The organism is Natrinema longum (assembly GCF_017352095.1).
Taxonomy (GTDB): domain Archaea; phylum Halobacteriota; class Halobacteria; order Halobacteriales; family Natrialbaceae; genus Natrinema; species Natrinema longum.
The window spans coordinates 731,466-748,995 of the sequence record NZ_CP071463.1 but is presented as its reverse complement, the minus strand read 5'-3'; the positions used below and the strand labels follow the sequence as shown (position 1 = coordinate 748,995).

At 65.7% G+C, this 17,530-nt stretch carries 19 protein-coding genes; 16 read left to right on the top strand and 3 right to left on the bottom strand.

What is annotated here, in order from left to right:
* The first annotated feature begins 124 nt into the window (after positions 1-124).
* The 4 genes from J0X27_RS03625 to J0X27_RS03610 all read left to right on the top strand — a co-directional run bounded on the left by J0X27_RS03625 (position 125) and on the right by J0X27_RS03610 (position 3,574).
* A complete protein-coding gene (locus J0X27_RS03625; protein ID WP_207271093.1) occupies positions 125-1,114 on the top strand; it encodes a zinc-binding dehydrogenase in 990 nt (329 codons plus the stop codon).
* A gap of 95 nt (positions 1,115-1,209) precedes the next feature.
* Entirely contained in the window at positions 1,210-1,587 is a 378-nt protein-coding gene (locus J0X27_RS03620) for a 6-pyruvoyl trahydropterin synthase family protein (RefSeq protein ID WP_207271092.1), read from the top strand.
* Positions 1,584-2,651 carry a glycosyltransferase family 4 protein gene (locus J0X27_RS03615; protein ID WP_224214669.1) on the top strand — a complete coding sequence of 356 codons (1,068 nt, stop codon included), beginning with the start codon at positions 1,584-1,586 and terminating at the stop codon, positions 2,649-2,651. Before J0X27_RS03620 ends, J0X27_RS03615 begins: the two co-directional genes overlap by 4 nt.
* A complete protein-coding gene (locus J0X27_RS03610; RefSeq protein WP_207271091.1) occupies positions 2,648-3,574 on the top strand; it encodes a hypothetical protein in 927 nt (308 codons plus the stop codon). Before J0X27_RS03615 ends, J0X27_RS03610 begins: the two co-directional genes overlap by 4 nt.
* 63 nt (positions 3,575-3,637) lie before the next feature.
* Here the strand turns inward: J0X27_RS03610 and J0X27_RS03605 are convergent, their stop codons facing one another.
* Both J0X27_RS03605 and J0X27_RS03600 read right to left on the bottom strand, forming a co-directional pair.
* Positions 3,638-4,078, bottom strand: a complete 441-nt coding sequence (locus J0X27_RS03605; RefSeq protein ID WP_207271090.1) for a hypothetical protein — start codon at positions 4,076-4,078, stop codon at positions 3,638-3,640.
* Between the two features lie 111 nt (positions 4,079-4,189).
* Positions 4,190-4,867: an MBL fold metallo-hydrolase gene (locus J0X27_RS03600; protein WP_207271089.1), complete on the bottom strand. Its 678-nt coding sequence runs from the start codon at positions 4,865-4,867 to the stop codon at positions 4,190-4,192.
* Positions 4,868-5,009: 142 nt separating this feature from the next.
* On the opposite strand from J0X27_RS03600, the gene J0X27_RS03595 reads away from it, so the two are divergent.
* The 12 genes from J0X27_RS03595 to J0X27_RS03540 all read left to right on the top strand — a co-directional run bounded on the left by J0X27_RS03595 (position 5,010) and on the right by J0X27_RS03540 (position 16,838).
* A complete protein-coding gene (locus J0X27_RS03595; RefSeq protein WP_207271088.1) occupies positions 5,010-6,005 on the top strand; it encodes a hypothetical protein in 996 nt (331 codons plus the stop codon).
* 92 nt (positions 6,006-6,097) lie between these two features.
* The gene (locus J0X27_RS03590) at positions 6,098-7,459 is read left to right on the top strand and encodes an MBL fold metallo-hydrolase (protein ID WP_207271087.1); all 1,362 of its coding nucleotides are present in this window, start codon (positions 6,098-6,100) and stop codon (positions 7,457-7,459) included.
* 148 nt (positions 7,460-7,607) lie between these two features.
* A complete protein-coding gene (locus tag J0X27_RS03585) occupies positions 7,608-7,916 on the top strand; it encodes a 50S ribosomal protein L21e (RefSeq protein ID WP_006179483.1) in 309 nt (102 codons plus the stop codon).
* Between the two features lie 7 nt (positions 7,917-7,923).
* A complete protein-coding gene (locus tag J0X27_RS03580) occupies positions 7,924-8,280 on the top strand; it encodes an RNA polymerase Rpb4 family protein (protein ID WP_207271086.1) in 357 nt (118 codons plus the stop codon).
* 202 nt (positions 8,281-8,482) lie between these two features.
* Positions 8,483-9,079, top strand: coding sequence for a DUF655 domain-containing protein (locus tag J0X27_RS03575; RefSeq protein WP_097378565.1), 597 nt, complete (start codon positions 8,483-8,485; stop codon positions 9,077-9,079).
* 139 nt (positions 9,080-9,218) lie between these two features.
* Entirely contained in the window at positions 9,219-10,058 is an 840-nt protein-coding gene (locus J0X27_RS03570) for a 16S ribosomal RNA methyltransferase A (protein WP_207271085.1), read from the top strand.
* A 117-nt stretch (positions 10,059-10,175) separates the two neighbouring features.
* Positions 10,176-11,339 (top strand): mechanosensitive ion channel family protein, encoded by a 1,164-nt coding sequence (locus J0X27_RS03565; protein ID WP_207271084.1) that lies wholly within the window; start codon positions 10,176-10,178, stop codon positions 11,337-11,339.
* Positions 11,340-11,912 (top strand): HemK2/MTQ2 family protein methyltransferase, encoded by a 573-nt coding sequence (locus tag J0X27_RS03560; protein ID WP_207271083.1) that lies wholly within the window; start codon positions 11,340-11,342, stop codon positions 11,910-11,912. It abuts the gene before it with no gap.
* A gap of 67 nt (positions 11,913-11,979) precedes the next feature.
* Positions 11,980-13,191: an outer membrane protein assembly factor BamB family protein gene (locus J0X27_RS03555; RefSeq protein ID WP_207271082.1), complete on the top strand. Its 1,212-nt coding sequence runs from the start codon at positions 11,980-11,982 to the stop codon at positions 13,189-13,191.
* 304 nt (positions 13,192-13,495) lie between these two features.
* The gene (locus J0X27_RS03550) at positions 13,496-14,500 is read left to right on the top strand and encodes a 5-methyltetrahydropteroyltriglutamate--homocysteine methyltransferase (RefSeq protein ID WP_207271081.1); all 1,005 of its coding nucleotides are present in this window, start codon (positions 13,496-13,498) and stop codon (positions 14,498-14,500) included.
* On the top strand, positions 14,497-15,573 hold the full coding sequence (locus J0X27_RS03545) for a methionine synthase (RefSeq protein ID WP_207271080.1): 1,077 nt from the start codon (positions 14,497-14,499) through the stop codon (positions 15,571-15,573). The genes J0X27_RS03550 and J0X27_RS03545 overlap by 4 nt, the downstream gene beginning before the upstream one ends.
* Before the next feature lie 122 nt (positions 15,574-15,695).
* Positions 15,696-16,838, top strand: a complete 1,143-nt coding sequence (locus J0X27_RS03540) for a Gfo/Idh/MocA family protein (RefSeq protein ID WP_207271079.1) — start codon at positions 15,696-15,698, stop codon at positions 16,836-16,838.
* 10 nt (positions 16,839-16,848) lie between these two features.
* Here the strand turns inward: J0X27_RS03540 and J0X27_RS03535 are convergent, their stop codons facing one another.
* The gene (locus J0X27_RS03535) at positions 16,849-17,451 is read right to left on the bottom strand and encodes a DUF420 domain-containing protein (RefSeq protein ID WP_207271078.1); all 603 of its coding nucleotides are present in this window, start codon (positions 17,449-17,451) and stop codon (positions 16,849-16,851) included.
* Positions 17,452-17,530 lie beyond the last annotated feature (79 nt).

The window sequence follows — 17,530 nt, the reverse complement described above, 5'->3', positions numbered from 1 at the left end:
TTTAGTTGGGAAAATCTTGCGTGCAAGACGTGCAACGCCAGCTGAGCCCCTCACGTTGCGAGCCATGCGGCATCGACCCTGCGTTCGGTTCGCCGACACTACCCCGGAGACGCCGGCTCGAGCCATGACCGGGCGGGCGCTGTATTTCACCGGCCCCACGTCCGTCGCCGTCCGCGAGCAGCCGGTCCCCGACCCGGGTCCCGAGGAGGTACGGGTTCGCGTGGAACGCTCCGGCATCAGTCCGGGAACCGAGCTGTTGGTGTATCGCGGCGAGCTGTCGCCGGAGATGGCCGCCGACGAGACGATCGACGCACTCGAGGGGACCTTTTCGTATCCGCTCCAGTACGGCTACGCCGCCGTCGGCCACGTGACGGCCGCCGGAGACGCCGTCGACGACGAGTGGCTCGATCGACGGGTGTTCGCGTTCAATCCCCACGAGAGCCACTTCGTCGCGGAGCCCGAAACGCTCGTCCCGACCACGCTCGAGCCCGAACGGGCGCTTTTCATTCCGAACACGGAAGCAGCGGTCAACTTCGTCATGGACGCACGGCCGCGGATCGGTGCGCGGGTGGTCGTCTTCGGGCAGGGGCCGGTCGGCTTGCTGACGACGGCTCTGCTCGCCGAGTTTCCGCTCACCGAACTCGTCACGGTCGATCAGTATCCGAACCGCCGTGACCTCTCGCGGTCGTTCGGTGCCGACCGGTCAGTGGCTCCCGAAGACGTCGACGATGCGATTCCCGACGGGGCCGACATCACGTTCGAGCTCTCCGGAAACCCGGTCGCTCTCGACGACGCCATCGAGGCGACCGGCTTCGCGGGGCAGGTCATCGTCGGCTCGTGGTACGGGACGAAAGACGTCGAACTCGGACTCGGGGAGAGCTACCACCGGAGCCACGTCCGGGTTCGAAGCAGCCAGGTGAGCCGCCTCGATCCGGACCACGCCGACCGCTGGGACAAGGACCGGCGGATGGCCTACGTCCGGTCCTGGCTGGCCGAGACCGACCTCTCGGCGCTGCTCACCCATCGTTTCGAGATCGATCGGGCGGCCGAGGCCTACCGCCTGCTCGCGGAGCGTCGAAACGAGGCGGTTCAGGTCGCGCTTACCTACGAGTGACACACGAGAGCGGACGCCCACGGCGGTCGCCGGGAGAGGACGGGAAGTCGCGAGCACCCTCTGGATTTAGGTGTCTGTCGACCGATACTGTGGCTGTGTACTCGACCACGGTAGCAACTGATTTCGTGGCACAGCACTACCTCACCGTCCCGAACCCGGGTCCGGAAGGCGAGCCCCACTCCCATCACTACGAGGTAGAACTGACGTTCAGCGGCCCCGAACTGAACGAGTACGACTACCTCGTTGATATCGACGACGCAGAGGCGGCGCTCGCATCGCTGGCCGACCGCTACCGCGACGAGTTGCTCAACGATTTGCGGGAGTTCGAAGGGGACAATCCCAGCGTCGAGCGGTTCGCTCGCGTCGTCTTCGAGCGCGTGACCGACGTCGTCACCGACGACACCGTCACCGAACTGACCGTCACGATCTGGGAGGACGAGGAGGCCGCAGCCACCTACGACGACGCCGTATGAGAGTGGGGCTGACGCTGTACGGGAGCATCGACGAGCGATCCGGCGGGTTCCGCTACGACCGGAAACTCCTCGAGGGGCTCCGACGAGCCGGCGACGCCGTCGAACTCGTCGAACTCCCCTGGCGGGCGTATCATCGCGGCCTGCTCGACAACGGTTCCCGGACGCTTCGAAAGCGGCTCCGCGTCGACGTCGACGTCATGCTCCAGGACGAACTCGCTCACCCCTCGCTGGTTCACACTAACCGGCAGCTCCCCTATCCCGTCGTCAGCATCGTCCACCACCTGCGGGCGAGCGAACCGCGGCCGCTGGCCCCGCTGTACCGCGCGGTCGAACGCCGGTACCTCGCGACCGTCGACGGCGTGGTCTGTAACAGCGCCGTCACGCGCGAGGCCGTCACCGACCTCGGGGTCGATCCCGACAGGACCGTCGTCGCGCCGCCAGCAGGGGACCGGTTCGACCCGTCCGTCGACGCCGAGACGATCGACAGCCGTGCTCGAGCGGAGCCGCTACGAGTGATATTTGTCGGCAACATCGCTCCCCGAAAGGGACTGGACACGCTCGTCGAGGGACTGGCCGCCGCCGAACCCGACGCCGAACTGACCGTCGTCGGCCGATCCGTCGACGAGGAGTACGCCGCGTCGGTTCGCCGCAGCGTTCGCACGCACAGCCTCGAGGACCGCGTCTCGATGACTGGCGAACTCACCGACGAGGAACTCGAGACCGCGCTCCGGTCGAGCCACGTCCTCGCGGTGCCCTCGCGATACGAGGGCTTTGGCATCGTCTATCTCGAGGGGATGAGCTTCGGGCTCCCGGCGCTCGCGTCGCGGGCCGGTGGCGCGACCGACGTCGTCACCCACGGTGAGACGGGGCTGCTGGTCGACCCCGACGATCCGGCGGCCGTCGCAGCGGCGTTGCGGACCTTCGCGAACGATCCCGATCGGCTGGCCGCGATGGGGCGGGCCGCCAAACGGCGCTACGAACGCCACCCGGACTGGGAGGAGACGACCGCTCGCGTCCGTCGCCTGCTCGCCGACGTCGCCCCGAGCGCGGGGGTGGTGACGTGACCGACGGGTTCCAGCGCTACCTCCGGGCGAAACGCACGGTCGACGACCGCTCGCTCGATCGACGGCTGGTCGAGCAGCTACGCGAACGGCTGGCGTCCCGTAACGAAGCCAGCGAGGGTCCCTTGTGCGTCCTCGAGATCGGTGCCGGAATCGGGACGATGGTGACTCGATTCCTCGAGTGGGACGTGCTCCCCGCGGGTGAGATCCGGTACACCGCCGTCGACCTGGAGTCGGACAACGTGACGGAACTTCGCCGGCATCTCCGGGCGTGGGCCGAGGACCGCCCCGTCTCGGTGTCCGGGACCGACGTGCTCACGCTCGAGGGGCCCGATCGACGCATCGCGGTCGAACCCGTCGTCGCGGAGGCGGTGGCCTACGCCGATCGCGCGGCGACGGCGTCCGACCTCCTCGTCGGCGCGGCCGTGCTCGATATCCTCGAGTTGGAGGCGCTGGGACCGCTGCTCGGCGCGGTCGCTCCCGGCGGACTCTACTACTTCCCAATCACGTTCGACGGGGCGACCCGATTCCGGCCGACCCATCCCGCCGACCCCGACGTCGAACGGCGCTACCACGACCACATGGATGCGAAACCTGGCGGCAGCAGTCAGGCCGGTGGGGACGTCCTCGTTCGACTCCAGGGCATGGACGGCGTCTCGCTTCTCGGGGTCGCGGGCTCGGACTGGGTCGTCCGACCGGTCGACGGCAGCTATCCCGGAGACGAGGCGTACTTCCTCCGTCACATTCTCGCTACCGTCGAGGAAGCGGTCGGCGAGATCGCCGGCGAGGAGTTCGAGGGACTCGAGGAGTGGCTGGCCCGTCGCCGGGCCCAGGTCGACGCCGGGGAGTTGCTCTATCTCACGCATCAACTGGACGTGCTGGGGCGCGTCGACGAGCGGACGGGTGTCACCGATACCCGACAGTGACGGCGGTTTCGACTGGTTCTCGAGCGAGTCGCCGTTCGCCCCAGGAGACGGTCTCGGCGCGCGTTAGCGATCGGGATCGCGGTCGCGGTTCGCACCCAGATCGGCCTGGGAGACGATCTCCGCGCCGACGGGCGAGAGGTCGATCGTCACGTCGTCGGTGACGGCCTTGCTGATCTCGTCCAGGTTCCCCGCAAGCACGGTCAGCACGTCGTCGGGACTGGTGTAGACCAGCATGTTCCCGTCCTGGCCTTCCGCGACGAGTTGCGTGTCGTTCAGGACGACCTGGTCGTTCTGGATCGTCGCCGAGACGACCGGGAGCGCCGCCGGCTTCCCCGGTTCGTCGTCCCTGACTTTGCGGATGTGGACCGCATCGAGGTCGATGACCTCCTTGTACTCCTTGATCCGTTCGGCACAGTCGACCATGTCGTTGAGGAGCGCGGTGCGGCGCTCGTTGCCGTGATCGCCGTCGAGACAGTGCTGACAGACGCGGAGTTCGATTCGCATTAGCCCTCGATTGGGGTTGGATACCGATGAGAATTCCGCTTCTGCCCGTCCGTTTTGGAACGCACGGTCGCGATCCACGACGGCGAAATCGGTGTGCCCGACCGCCTCGAGTTAAGCTCGCAACTGCTCGTGAAGCTCCCGAATGCGCTCGGTCCCGCGATCCACGTAGCCGCCGTGATAGCACACGGTGTGCTCGATCTCGAGCGCCGCCAGGGTGCCGACGGAGTCGATCGCGCGGTCCAGCTCCGGCGTGAAGCGTGGTTTCGGTCCCTCGAGGGGATCCTCCCCGTCCGCGACGAGCGCATCGCCGGCGACGAGCAGCTTCCCCGTCGGGAAGTACAGCGAGACGTGGCCGGGCGCGTGGCCCGGTGTGGCGACGACCGCCATCGGCCCTGCGAGCGTCGGGAATCGAACGCCATCAGCGAGTTCGATATCGATATCGACGGGGGGATACCGGTCCCCATCGCTTTTGATCGGCTCCCGATCGCCCGACACGTACGGCGCTTCCTCGCGGTGGGTCGCGACGACCGCGTCGACTCGCTCGAGCAGTTCCGCGAGCCCGCCGGCGTGGTCCCCGTCGTGGTGGGTCAAGAGGACCAGCCAGATGTCATCGAGGTCGTACTCGAGGGCCCGGAGGTGGGTCTCGAGCCCGTCGACGGCACCGGGGGGCCCGACGTCGAGCAACACGAGTCCGCGGTCGGTTTCGACGATCGTCGGCGTTACCGTCAACTGCTTACCGCCGTACTCGACCGGAATCGGAAGTACGTGAACGCCGGCGTCTTCCTGCATACGACACCCATTCCCCGCCATTCACGAAGCGTTTGGGTATCCCGGTCGTCGTCCGCAACTGAACCCGTGCACTGACAGCCATCTAGGACTATATATAATAATTACCAATAGTTTATTACAAAGAAATAGTAAAAATACGTTGATGGGAACTGAGCGCCAGTTCGAAGCCCTCGAGGCTACCGACGAGTCGCTTGCCCGGGTTCGAGAACAGGAACTCTCCGAGACGATCGATCCACTGATCGACGCATACGACGATATCGTCGGTGACAGGGATCGGTTCATCTGGCACTGGCTCGCGTCCCTGTTTCCGTCGGTTCGACTCTCCTGTGTCGATGTCGATCGCGAGCGCGCGGTTCACGACGCGAAACTGCTCGCGTCGATATTCATCGTCGTGGCCGACGACGTCGCCGAACGACACGGGGATCGGGCGACGTTCGACGAACTGGCTGCGATCCCGTTCGATCATCGACGCTCCCAACCCGACCGACCCGCCGTCGACGGTGCCGTCGTCCGCTATCTGCAGGATGTCTGGGAACGGTTCTCGACGATATACGACGCCGGTCCCCGATCGGCGGAGTTCGCGGACCTCCTGGAGTTCGATCTCAAGCAGGCACTGCGGGCGATCGAGTACTCGTATCTCGCGAACCAGTCCCCCGACCTCGTCTCCGAACACGAACTCTGGCAACACGACGTCCACAACATGCTGATACTCGTCTGTGCCGACATCGACCTCGCGAACGCCCGGTCGTTCGACTCGAGGGAGCTATCGGACCTGCGGGAAGTGTGCGATCGGGGCCAGCGGATGGCCCGGATCGGCAACTGGATCTCGACCTGGAAGCGGGAACTCGCCGAGGGCGACTGTAGCGCCGGCGTCATCGTCCACGCGCTCGAGGCCGATATTATCTCCGACAGGCAGGTACGGCGGATTCGACGGACACCGACCGACGAAGCCGTCTCCCCGGTCGTCGAGGCCATCAGCGAATCCGGCGTCGAGGACTACTTCCTGGAGCGCTGGCAAACCGAATACGAGGAAGCCAGCCGACTCGAGTCCGAGATCGAGAGCGTCGATATCGGCGCGTATCTCGAGGGATACGAGACGGTGTTGCAGTACCACATCGCAAGCGAGGGGAAAAAGTAAGCACGCCCCGTCGTCGGCGACGGAAGCAGAACGGTTCTCACGCTGTGTAACTCTCGAGAGAGCATATATCCGATATTGTCGTGGCTTTGAACATGCGCGTCCGACACGTCAAGTCGTCGACGGTTCTCGTCGAATCGGGAGATACCGCCGTCCTCTGTGACCCCTGGATCCTCGACGGCGCGTTCTACGGTGCCTGGGCACACTACCCGCCCGTCGAGTTCGAGCCCGAAGACTTCAACGACGTCGACTACATCTACATCTCCCACATTCACCCCGACCACTGCCACCGCGAGACGCTCGAGCGACTCGACTCCGAGGTTCCCGTCCTCATCCACGACTACAACTGGGACTTCCTCAGACACAACGTCGAGGCCGCCGGGTTCGACGTCCGCGAACTGCCCCACGACGAGCGGATTCACCTCGGCGACGACCTGTCCGTGAACGTGCTCGCGTCGGACGACTGCGACCCGGCGGTGTGTGGCAACCACTTCGCCTGCCCGTGGATGGCCGAAGACGCCAGCACGCAGGGGATCGACGGCTCGACGCAGATCGATTCCATGGCGGTCTTCGACGACGGCGAGCACACCGTGCTCAATCTGAACGACTGTCGCTGGCCGATGTCCCAGCACGCTGCCGGCCGCATCAAAGAGCAGTACGGCGAGATCGATCTGGCCATGCTGCAGTACACTTTCGCGGGGGGCTATCCCCAGGGCCGGATCGACTACTCCCACGAGACACTGCTCGCGGAACGCGAGGACCGCCGGCTCCAGTCGCTGGAAAACGCCGTCGGCTTCCTCGAACTCCTCGAGCCCAGCTACTACATGCCCTTCGCCGGCAGCTACACGCTCGCGGGCGATCTCGCGGACCTGAACGAGTACGTCGCGCGGTCGACGCGGTCGGAGGCACGAGACTACTTCGAGGACGACGAGCGGGTCGCCGACGGCTCGGAGTGTGTCCTCCTCAACAGCGGAGAGTGGTTCGACGTCGCCACGGGCGAGCAGTCGGCCCCGTTCACGCCCGTCGATCAAGAGAAGCGCCAGGAGTACATCGAAACGGAGCTCGCAGACCGGGCGTTCACCTACGAGTCGGATCCGATGCCGACGCTCGAATCGTTCGAGGAACACCTCCCGGCGGCCTACGAGAACTTCGACACGAAACGCCGAGGGATCGGGTTCGAGTCGGAAACGGAAGTCCTCCTCTCGCTGGTCGACGACCACTACATGCGATTTACGGCGGACGGCGGCGGCCACGAGGTCGTCGACGGACTGCCGGACCGAACCGATCGCCGACGGGTTCGGATGGAAATGGATCCCCGACTGACGCTGCGGATCCTGAAGGGGCCCCGATACGCCCACTTCAACAACGCCTACATCGGATCCCATCTCGGCTTCTCGATCGAACCCGACGTCTACGAGCGGTCGCTGTTCTACTCGATGAGCTTCCTGCACGCCTGAGCAGGCCACGGGCCGAACATCGTCGCCCTCGCTGGACGGGTCCGTGGCAGGGTTCGAGGGCGACACTGCCGCCCGAGGAGTCCGCGAAAGACGGTGGGTGGAATACGTGTGTTTTATAACCGTCACCGGACAAAGCGGTCGTACGACTATGCCGAAATCTAATGGCCCTCGTCAGGGAACCCGGAAGAAGCTCGCGAACGATCCTCGAGACCGCGGTACCTCGCCGCCACAGCGTGCGATTCAGGAGTACGAGGAGGGTGAGAAAGTCCATCTGAAGATCGACCCAAGCGTTGCGGACGGTCGCTTCCACCCTCGATTCGACGGTCGCACCGGCGAAGTCGTCGGCAAACAGGGCAGCGTCTTCAAGGTCGCGATCAACGACGGCGGCAAGGACAAGACCCTGCTCGTCGCCGCGGCCCACATGCGCGCACAGAACCAGGAAAAGAGCCGGATCTAACCGCAGGATGACGATCTTCAAAGAGATCGTCGACGAGGAGTTCCTGACGGTCTCGGAGACGAAGGAGCTGCTCGCCGACATCGAAGCCGAACGCGCGATGGACGAGGATCGCGAGTTGCGCTACGAGCTCGCGCGAGCGATCGAACACGCCAACCGGTTCGCCGTCCTCGAGCCCGAGGAGGCCCAGGCGCTCGTCGACGACCTGCGAGCGCTCGAGAAAGTCGACGAAGCGACGGCCTACAAGATCGCCAACCTCCTGCCGCGGGACCGGGACGAGCTTCGGTCGGTCTACGCACAGCAGCGCTACTCGCTGTCGGGAGACGAACTCGACGAGATTCTCAACGTCGTCGCACAGTACGCCTGAGACGGACTGCCGTCGCTGGGTCCCGGCACACCCGCAGGGCGGGTCGGGGCTGGGCAGGAACTGACCGAGCCCGTACGGGACGATCGACCGGGCCGATCCGACGCGATGCAGTGGAACTACTCGTCGACGTCTCACTGGCGTCCGTTCGGTCCCCTGAGAGCGGGGCGACTCTTTAAGTACGCCGTCGCCGTATCGGGACGTAATGAGCGAAGCCGATGGCGACGAGACGGACGTTCGACGCGCGGTCGTGTTGGATTATCTCGCACACGGGCTGTCCGACGACAGCCGACCACAGTACGCGAAGTCACCGGCAGGCTACGCTGTCGGCATCGAGGATTTCCAGCTCTATCAGGTCGCGTTCGACGAGGAAGAGCGCCTGACCATCGGCAGCGAGGTCGTCGTCGAGCCGTCGGCCGAACGGGATATCGTCACCGAGTGCCACCGCGTCGAGTACGACGATCTCTCCTCGGGCGCGCAGTCGGAACTCGAGTACGTCGTCGAAGATCTCGTCGAGGAGCACGAAGAGCGGTTCGTCGACTTCTACAACGACGCCCAGCCGATCACGCTGCGGCTCCACCAGCTGAACCTGCTGCCGGGGATCGGGAAGAAGCTCCGGAACGGCATCTTGGACGAGCGAAAGCGCAAACCCTTCGAGAGCTTCGAGGAACTCTCCGAGCGGGTCTCCGGGCTGCACGACCCCGATCAGATCCTCGTCGACCGGATCCTCGAGGAGCTTCGTGACGACGACCTCAAGTACCAGACGTTCGTCGGGCGGCGCGAACAGGAACAGAACCAGTAACGACCACGGCAGTCCGGCCGTCCAGCGGCGAGCGGGGACGTCGCCGAAACGGAGCTCGAGGACACCCCTGGGGCTCCGGCGAGGGACATCGAGCACACGAGACGGTGCGTTTACACGCACCCCAGCCAAACCCTCGGCAATGAGAGATCCAGACGGACTGATCGCCCGGGCCGGCGTCCGCGGCGATCCGGACCGCGACCAGCACTTCCTCGTCGACGACCGCGTGCTCGATCGGTTGCCGACCTACCTCGAGGAGATCGACGCCGACACGAGCCACCTCCTCGAGATCGGCGGCGGAACGGGCGCGCTGACCGACCGGCTGCTCGCGGTCGGCGACGAGGTCACGGTCGTCGAGCGGGACCGCGACCTCGCCGCGTTCCTCCGCGAGGAGTTCGCCGCGGAGATCGACGCCGGCGAGTTGACCGTCGTCGAGGGCGACGCCCTCGAGGTCGAACTGCCCGATTTCACGGCGTCGGTGTCGAACCTCCCCTACGGCGTCTCGAGCGAGATCGCCTTTCGACTCTTTCCCGAGAAGAAGCCGCTGGTCTTGATGTTCCAACAGGAGTTCGCAGAGCGGATGGTCGCCGAGCCGAACACCTCGGAGTACGGCCGGCTCTCGGTCTCGAGCCAACACTACGCGGAGATCGAACTCGTCGAATCGATCCCGAAAGAGGCGTTTTCGCCGCCGCCGGCGGTCCAGAGCGCGGTGGTTCGAGCGGTGCCACGCGAGCCCGACTACACGGTCGCCGACGAGGACTTCTTCCTGCGGTTCGTCAAGGCGCTGTTCACCCAGCGCCGAAAGACGATCCGGAACGCGATCCGGAATACGGCCCACATCTCCGGGCTTACGGAGCCGGAAGCGGTCGTCGACGCGGCGGACGAGGCGGTGCTCCGAAAGCGAGCCGGCGCGATGGCCCCCACCGAGTTCGCCGCCCTGGCACAGCTCGCCTGGGAGGTCGGTGATCCCGACGACTCCTGACCCGCGACTCGAGGCACGCGGCTGACTGGCGTCCGAGCCGTGACCGCGCGTGTCGGGCAACGACACAACCAACGGATACTCAAAGCTGCACGGCCGAGAGGCTCGAGAGACGAAGGCATGTCCGGACTACTGACGGGGCTGGACTGGCTGTCGGAGATGGCTCCGACGACGGCCCACAAACTCGCGGTGTCGGTCGTAGCCGTCGGGCTCGTCGTCGTCGTCTTGCTCTCCTACCGGCGGCTTCACGAGTGGATGGCCGACCGCGTGAAGCCGCTGTACGCCGACATCGTTGCGGTGGCGGTCCTCGTCGGTGCGTGTCTGCTGAGTGCCGCCATCGTGACGGGGGTCTGGGGTCGGACGGACGAAATCCAGCAGTTCTACGCCGGACTCGATCTGAACAGGGATGCCGTTCCGCGCGCGGTCTTTTCGTTCATACTGGTCGTCGTGACGGTTATCGTCAGGCGATTCGTTCGCCGAATCATCACGGAGGTGATGGATTCGACGGCGGCCGTCACCGAACATCAACGCCAGGTCACCCAGCGGCTGTCGCAGGTGATCATCTGGTCCGTCTCGGTCGTCGTCATTCTCGGGATCTGGATCGAGGATCTGGGCAGCCTGCTCGTCGGGGCCGGCTTCCTCGGGATCGTGCTGGGGATGGCCGCCCGCCAGACGCTGGGGACGATGCTCGCCGGCTTCGTCCTCATGTTCGCCCGTCCCTTCGAGATCGGCGACTGGATCGAGGTCGACGACAACGAGGGGATCGTCACGGACATCTCGATCGTCAACACCCGCGTCCGCTCGTTCGACGGCGAGTACATCATGATCCCCAACGACGTCATCGCCTCGAGCATGGTGACGAACCGCTCGAAACGGGGTCGCCTGCGACTCGAGGTCGAGGTCGGGGTCGACTACGGGACGGACGTCGATCGCGCGGCGGAACTCGCGGAAACGGCGATCGACGAGGTCGACGAGGCCCTCTCCGCGCCGTCGCCACAGGTGGTCGGCAAGTCCTTCGGTGACTCGGCGGTCTTGCTGGGCGTTCGTTTCTGGATCGACAAACCAAGCGCCAGACGCTACTGGAAGGCCAGAACCGCCGCGATCGACGCGGTCAAGCGGGCGTTCGAGGACGAAGGCATCAAGATCCCGTTCCCGCAGCGCGAGCTGTCCGGCCGGGCCGAAACCGGCGGCTTCCGGATCGCTGACGAGGACCGAAGCCCGCCGTCGGACGACCGGGACGCCGGCGGCACGGAACACCGAATGACGACACCGGAGGAGAACTAGATGGGACTCGAAGAACGACGCGACGAGGAACCGGACGTCTACCAACCCGCCGAAGATTCACACCTGCTGGCCGAGGCGACCTGCGAGCGTCTCGAGGGGGACGAGCTCGTTCTCGAGGTGGGGACCGGCTCGGGCTACGTCGCCGGCCGGATCGCCGACCGGACGGACGCCCGCGTGATCGCCTCGGACCTGAACCCCCATGCCGTCCGCCAGGCTCGCGGGGCGGGCGTCGAGACGGTGCGGGCGGACCTCGTCTCGCCGTTTCGTGACGCGACGTTCGATGCAGTCGCCTTCAACCCCCCCTATCTGCCGACCGATCCGGAAAACGAGTGGGACGACTGGATGGAGCACGCCCTGTCGGGCGGCGAGGACGGTCGGGCCGTCATCGATCCCTTCCTCGAGCGCGTCGGCCGCGTGCTCGCATCCGACGGCGTCGTCTACCTGCTCGTGAGCAGTCTGACGGGGGTCGACGAGGTCGTCGAAGAAGCCGGCGAACACGGGTTCAGCGCCGTCGCCGTCGCCGACGAGTCGTTCCCCTTCGAGACGCTGACGGTGCTCGAGTTGCTCCGGTAGCAGCCGAGATTCGCGGCGGGATACGCCGTCCGAAGGTTCTTTTCGAACGAGTGAGAGGTATCGAGTGATGCCCTCGACCCGACGAACGCTGCTGAAGAGCCTCGGCGCGACTAGTGTGAGTGTCGCCGTCGCTGGCTGTTCGCTGCTCTCGCGACTCAGCGGTCCGGATGAGCCGCCGCCGTCCGGCGTCGACGAGATGCCGGATCCCGAGGACAGTGCCCGCGGAGCGAACGGCGAGTGGTCGACGTTCGGCTGCAACGCGGCCAACACCCGCGAGGTCGGTGACGGCAAGGCCCCGGTCGACGGTGTCGCCGAGCGCTGGCGGGCCGAGGTCCCACAACTCACCTATCGGGCCCCGGTCGTCGCCGGCGGGCGCGTGTATCAACCCGAGGTGGACACGCTCCGGGTCCTCGATGCCGCCGATGGGTCGGAGCTGTGGACGGCCGAGGGCGTCGAACGGGTGCCACTGGTCTGGAACGGCGTCGCCTACGTTTCGACCGGGGCCGTCATTCGAGCGCTCGAAGCCGACACGGGAGAGCAACTGTGGGAACGGGAATTCGAGACGCCTGGAGTAGTGACCGCGCCCTCGACGCGCGCGGGAGAGCAACTCGTCTGTGGCGTGGGGGAACGAGTCGTCGCGCTCGATTCCGACGACGGGACGGTCCGATGGGATCGGGAGGTCTTCGGGCAGATACAGGACCATCCTGCCGTCTTCATGGCGCACTGGTTCGTCATCACCACTCGAGCCGGAATGGTGTATTTGCTGGACAGAGACGGAATGGGGGGACATCGGTGGCAACTACCTGCCGAGCCGACAGCGCCGCCCAGTGTGGACACTGACTCGGTCTACGTCAACTGCAGAAACGGGACCACGTACGCGCTGATGGACGACGGTCTCTCGGATCCGACACGACACTGGGCAGCCGATACCGGCTGGGCCGACCGCGGTATCGCCGTGGCCGACGGGCTCGTTCTCGTCGCGAACGGGCAGGCGCTTCACGCCGTCGATACCGAATCCGGCGATCGCCCCTGGGAATACGAGGTCGGAGACTGGCGACACACCGCGCCGGCGTACGGTCGGGACACCGTCTTCGTCGGCGGCGACCGCCTTCGTGCGCTGGACCCGACGCCGGGTGACAGTCCGGACGGCGGTCCCGCGGTCCGGTTCGAGCGCGAGTTTGGAGGTCGCGTGGGACCGGGACCGGTCCTCGACGACGGAACGATCTACGTCGTCGCACAGGTCGACGACGAGACGTACGCCTTGCTGGCGCTGGACTGATATAGTAGCCACTGAAAGTCACTGCACACCTGACCGTATGCCGGCGTCGCGGTCAGTGTGTAAATCGTTTCAGTGGCTACTACAGGAGACCGTCGAGTCACGAACCGCTCGAGTCGAGTCAGTGATCGAGAGCGATCCGCCTGCGTTTCGTTCTGCCGGCTCATCGCGCCGGAGCGGTCTGTGGAACGCGGTCACGTGTACCGCAAAACCCGTCTTGGAATCGGCCCCCATCCCGAAACATTACTGCAGTGTATTAGTACGGATGGAAAATATTAAGCGTCGGTATAGCCTAGCCGGGGACACGATGACTGAGTACGTTTCGACCACGCCGGGGCTGTATCCGCTCCCGGACTGGGCGAAAGACGACCTTTCGGACCTCAAGGGCCACCAGAAGCACGACCTCATCAGCGGCGACGAGAGCGACGAGATTACCGCGGCCTACGAAGAGGCCCGCGAAGACGTGATCGACGTCCAGCGGGATGCCGGCCTCGACCGCATCGTCGAAGGCCAACTGCGGTGGGACGATATGCTCGCACACCCGCTCGCCGTCGCCGACGCCGTCGAGACCCACGGTATCGTCCGCTACTACGACAACAACAACTTCTATCGGGAGCCGGTCGTCACGGACGACCTCGAGCCCACGGGCGACGTCGCCGCGGAACTCGAGGCCGCCACGGCGCTGACCGACGGGGACGACCTGCAGGCCGTTCTCCCCGGTCCCTACTCGCTCGCCGACCTCGCCACCGACGACCACTACGGTGACGAGGCCGACTTCCTCGGTGCGATCGCCGACTTCCTCGCGGGCGAGGTCGACGCCTTCCCCGAGCACGAAACGCTGTTCCTGCTCGAGCCCTCGCTGGTCGAGTCGGTACCCGACGACGGTGAAGACGAGCGAGCCAGCGAGGCCATCGATCGAGTCGCGGGTGCGACCGACGCCGACGTGGTCGTCCAGCCCTACTGGGGTGCACTCGAGGAGAAGGTCTACGCCCACCTGCTCGACGCCGATATCGACGCGGTCGGTTTCGACTTCGTCGCGAACCAGGACGACAACCTCTACAACATTCAGGAGTACGGCGCGACCGACGACGTCGCGCTCGGCCTCGCCGACGGCCAGAGTACCCTCGTCGAGGACCCGGAAGCGGTCCGCGATCGGGTCGACTGGGTCGAAGGCCAACTCGGCGTCACCGAGTTCGAGACGGTCTACCTGACGACCAACACCGAGACGTTCTACCTGCCCTACAACAAGTATCGGGAGAAACTCGAGGTCCTTGCGGACGCCGCGGAACTCGCGGAGGTGAAAGCAGCATGAGCACGAACGACAACAAAGATCAGTTCCGACCGGACGATCACGAGAACGACCACTTCCTGCTGACGACCGTCGTCGGCTCCTATCCGAAGCCCAAGTGGCTCAACCGTGCGAAGGAGCTCTATCAGGACGACGATCACGACTTCGACGAAGACGACTGGCAAGAGGCCAAAGACGACGCCGCCCGGCTCATCACGAACGAACACGAACGCGCCGGCCTGGACGCCGTCGTCGACGGGGAGATGCGGCGCAACGAGATGGTCGAGTTCTTCGCCGACCGCATCGAGGGCTACGAGTTCAACGGTCCCGTCAAGGTCTGGGGGCACAACTACTTCGACAAGCCAAGCGTCGTCAGCGAGGTCGAATACGACGACAGCTGGCTCGTCGACGAGTACAAATTCACCGCCAGCGCTACCGACCGCCCCGTAAAAGTCCCGATCACGGGTCCGTATACGCTCGCGAGCTGGGCGTTCAACGAGGCTTACGAGGACGACGGGGAACTCGCCTACGCCCTCGCGGACCTCGTCAACGAGGAGATCGAGAAGCTCGTCGACGCCGGCGCACGATATATCCAGATCGACGAGCCCGCGCTCGCGACCACGCCCGACGACCACGCGATCGTCGGCGAGGCCTTAGAGCGCATCGTCGCCGACATCCCCGAGGAAGTCCGCATCGGCCTCCACGTCTGTTACGGCGACTACTCCCGGATCTACCCCGAAATTCTGGAGTTCCCCGTCGACGAGTTCGACCTCGAGCTCGCCAACGGCGACTACGATCAGCTCGACGTCTTCAAAGACCCCGAGTTCACGAAGGACCTCGCGCTCGGCGTCACCGACGTCCACGTCGCCGAGGCCGAGTCCGTCGACGAAATCGAGGCGAACATCAAGAAGGGCCTCGAGGTCGTCCCGCCGGAACAGCTGGTCGTCTCGCCGGACTGCGGCGTGAAACTGCTCCCCCGCGAGGTCGCCTACGGCAAGATGGCGAACATGGTACAGGCGGCCCGCAACGTCGAAGCCGATCTCGATGCGGGCAACGTCGACGTCGAGCGCGGTGCGCCGACGCCGGCCGACGACTGAGCCGCTCGAGCCGGCAGCGCGACCGATCCGGTCCGCGTTCTCGCTCTCGCCGTGCGGTCACGAAAACGGCTCACACGAGCGCACCACAAAGGGATAACTGCAGGGCCGGTGAACGACCGTCCATGCCACTCGAGGTCGGCGTTCTCGGCTATCGGTTCATGGGGAAAGCACACGCGAACGCATTGGCGCGGCTCCCGATGTTCTTCCCGGACGCGCCCGCGGTCGAACGCAGCGTGCTCGTCGGTCGGGACGAAGACGCGCTCTCGGATGCCGCCGATCGTCTGGGCTTCGACGCCACCGCGACCGACTGGGCCGACGTCGTCGACGACGTCGACGTCTTCTACAATCTCGGTCCGAACCACGTCCACGCCGAGCCGTCGATCGCGGCCCTCGAGGCCGGAACCCCAGTTTTCTGCGAGAAGCCCCTCGCGCCGACGCTCGAGGGGGCCGAGGCGATGGCCGCGGCCGCCCGCGACGCCGGCGACGACGTCCCCGCCGGCTGTGCGTTCAACTACCGCTTCGTGCCGGCGATCCAGTACGCAAAGGAGTTGCTCGAGGCCGGCGAACTCGGCGAGATTCGTCACGTTCGCGGGCGCTACCTCCAGGACTGGCTGGTCGATCCAGACGCGCCGTGGTCGTGGCGAAACGACGAGGAGCTGGCCGGATCGGGCGCGCTGGGCGACCTCGGCGCGCACACGGTCGACCTCCTGCGATTCCTCGTCGGGTCCGACGACCTCGCGGGCGAAGTCGAACGGGTCAGCGGCCACCTGCGGACGTTCGTCGACGAACGCCCGGTCGAGGGAAGCGATGGCGAGACACGCCCCGTCACCGTCGACGACGCCTACTCCGCACAGCTCGCGTTCGAACACGGTGCCATGGGTACCCTCGAGGCTTCCCGCGTCGCTGCGGGCCACAAGAACGACCACACGATCGAAATTCACGGCTCCGAGGGGAGTCTGCGGTTCTCCCTCGAGCGCCTCAACGAACTCGAGGTCCACCGCGACGGCGACCGGGGCTACGAGACGATCCTTGTCACCGACGAAGACGACCCCTACGTCGACCACTGGTGGCCGCCGGGCCACGTGCTGGGCTGGGAGCACACGTTCGTCCACGAGAACTACGAGTTCCTCAGCGCGGTCGCCAGCGGGGCGTCGGAGACGCACCGACCGTTCGAACCTAGCTTCGAAGACGGACTCGCCGCCCAGCGAGTCCTCGAGGCGATCGAACGCAGCGACGACCGGGGCGCGTGGGTCGGCCTCGAGTGATCGCGCCGAGCTACAGGACCGGTACGAGCATCGAGGCGAACTCGTAGGTGTAGACGTGGTTGAGCAGGACGTAGGTGACGACGCCGAGGAAGAGACTCAGGATCCACGCGCCGGCGGCGATCCGGCCGACCCTCGCGTGGGCGGTGTTCCGGAGCTCCGCAGGGGTATGAGTGAGTCCCAGCACCAGCGCATAGAGGACGACCGGGACCGAGACGATCGAGAGGACGATGTGGATCGCCAGCATGACGAGGTAGGCGTAGTAGACGGAATCGGGGCCGACGAACTCCTTCGTGCCGCCGCCGCCGACCTTGAGCAGGTAGACGACCAGGAATCCGAGGATCAACACGAACCCGCTGACCATCGCCAGGCGGTGTTTCTCGACCTCGCCGGCGCGAATCCAGTACCAGCCCAGTGTCAACACCACCGTCGCGGTCGTGTTGATGACCGCGATCACGTGTGAGAGCAGATCGACCTGTGCGTTCGTCAGGTCGGGATAGATCGGGACGTCGAGCAGGAAGGTCCCCAGCACCAGCGCGTATCCGACGATCGTCAGGACGATCGTTGTACCCACCGGTCGCTCCCGAAGCCGCCGTCTCGCGTCAGCGGTTGCCATTGTCGGCCGTTAGGAGTACCATCGTATCATCCTTACTGTTCGATACCCGCCGACCCGAATCCGTCACCGGCGACTCCTC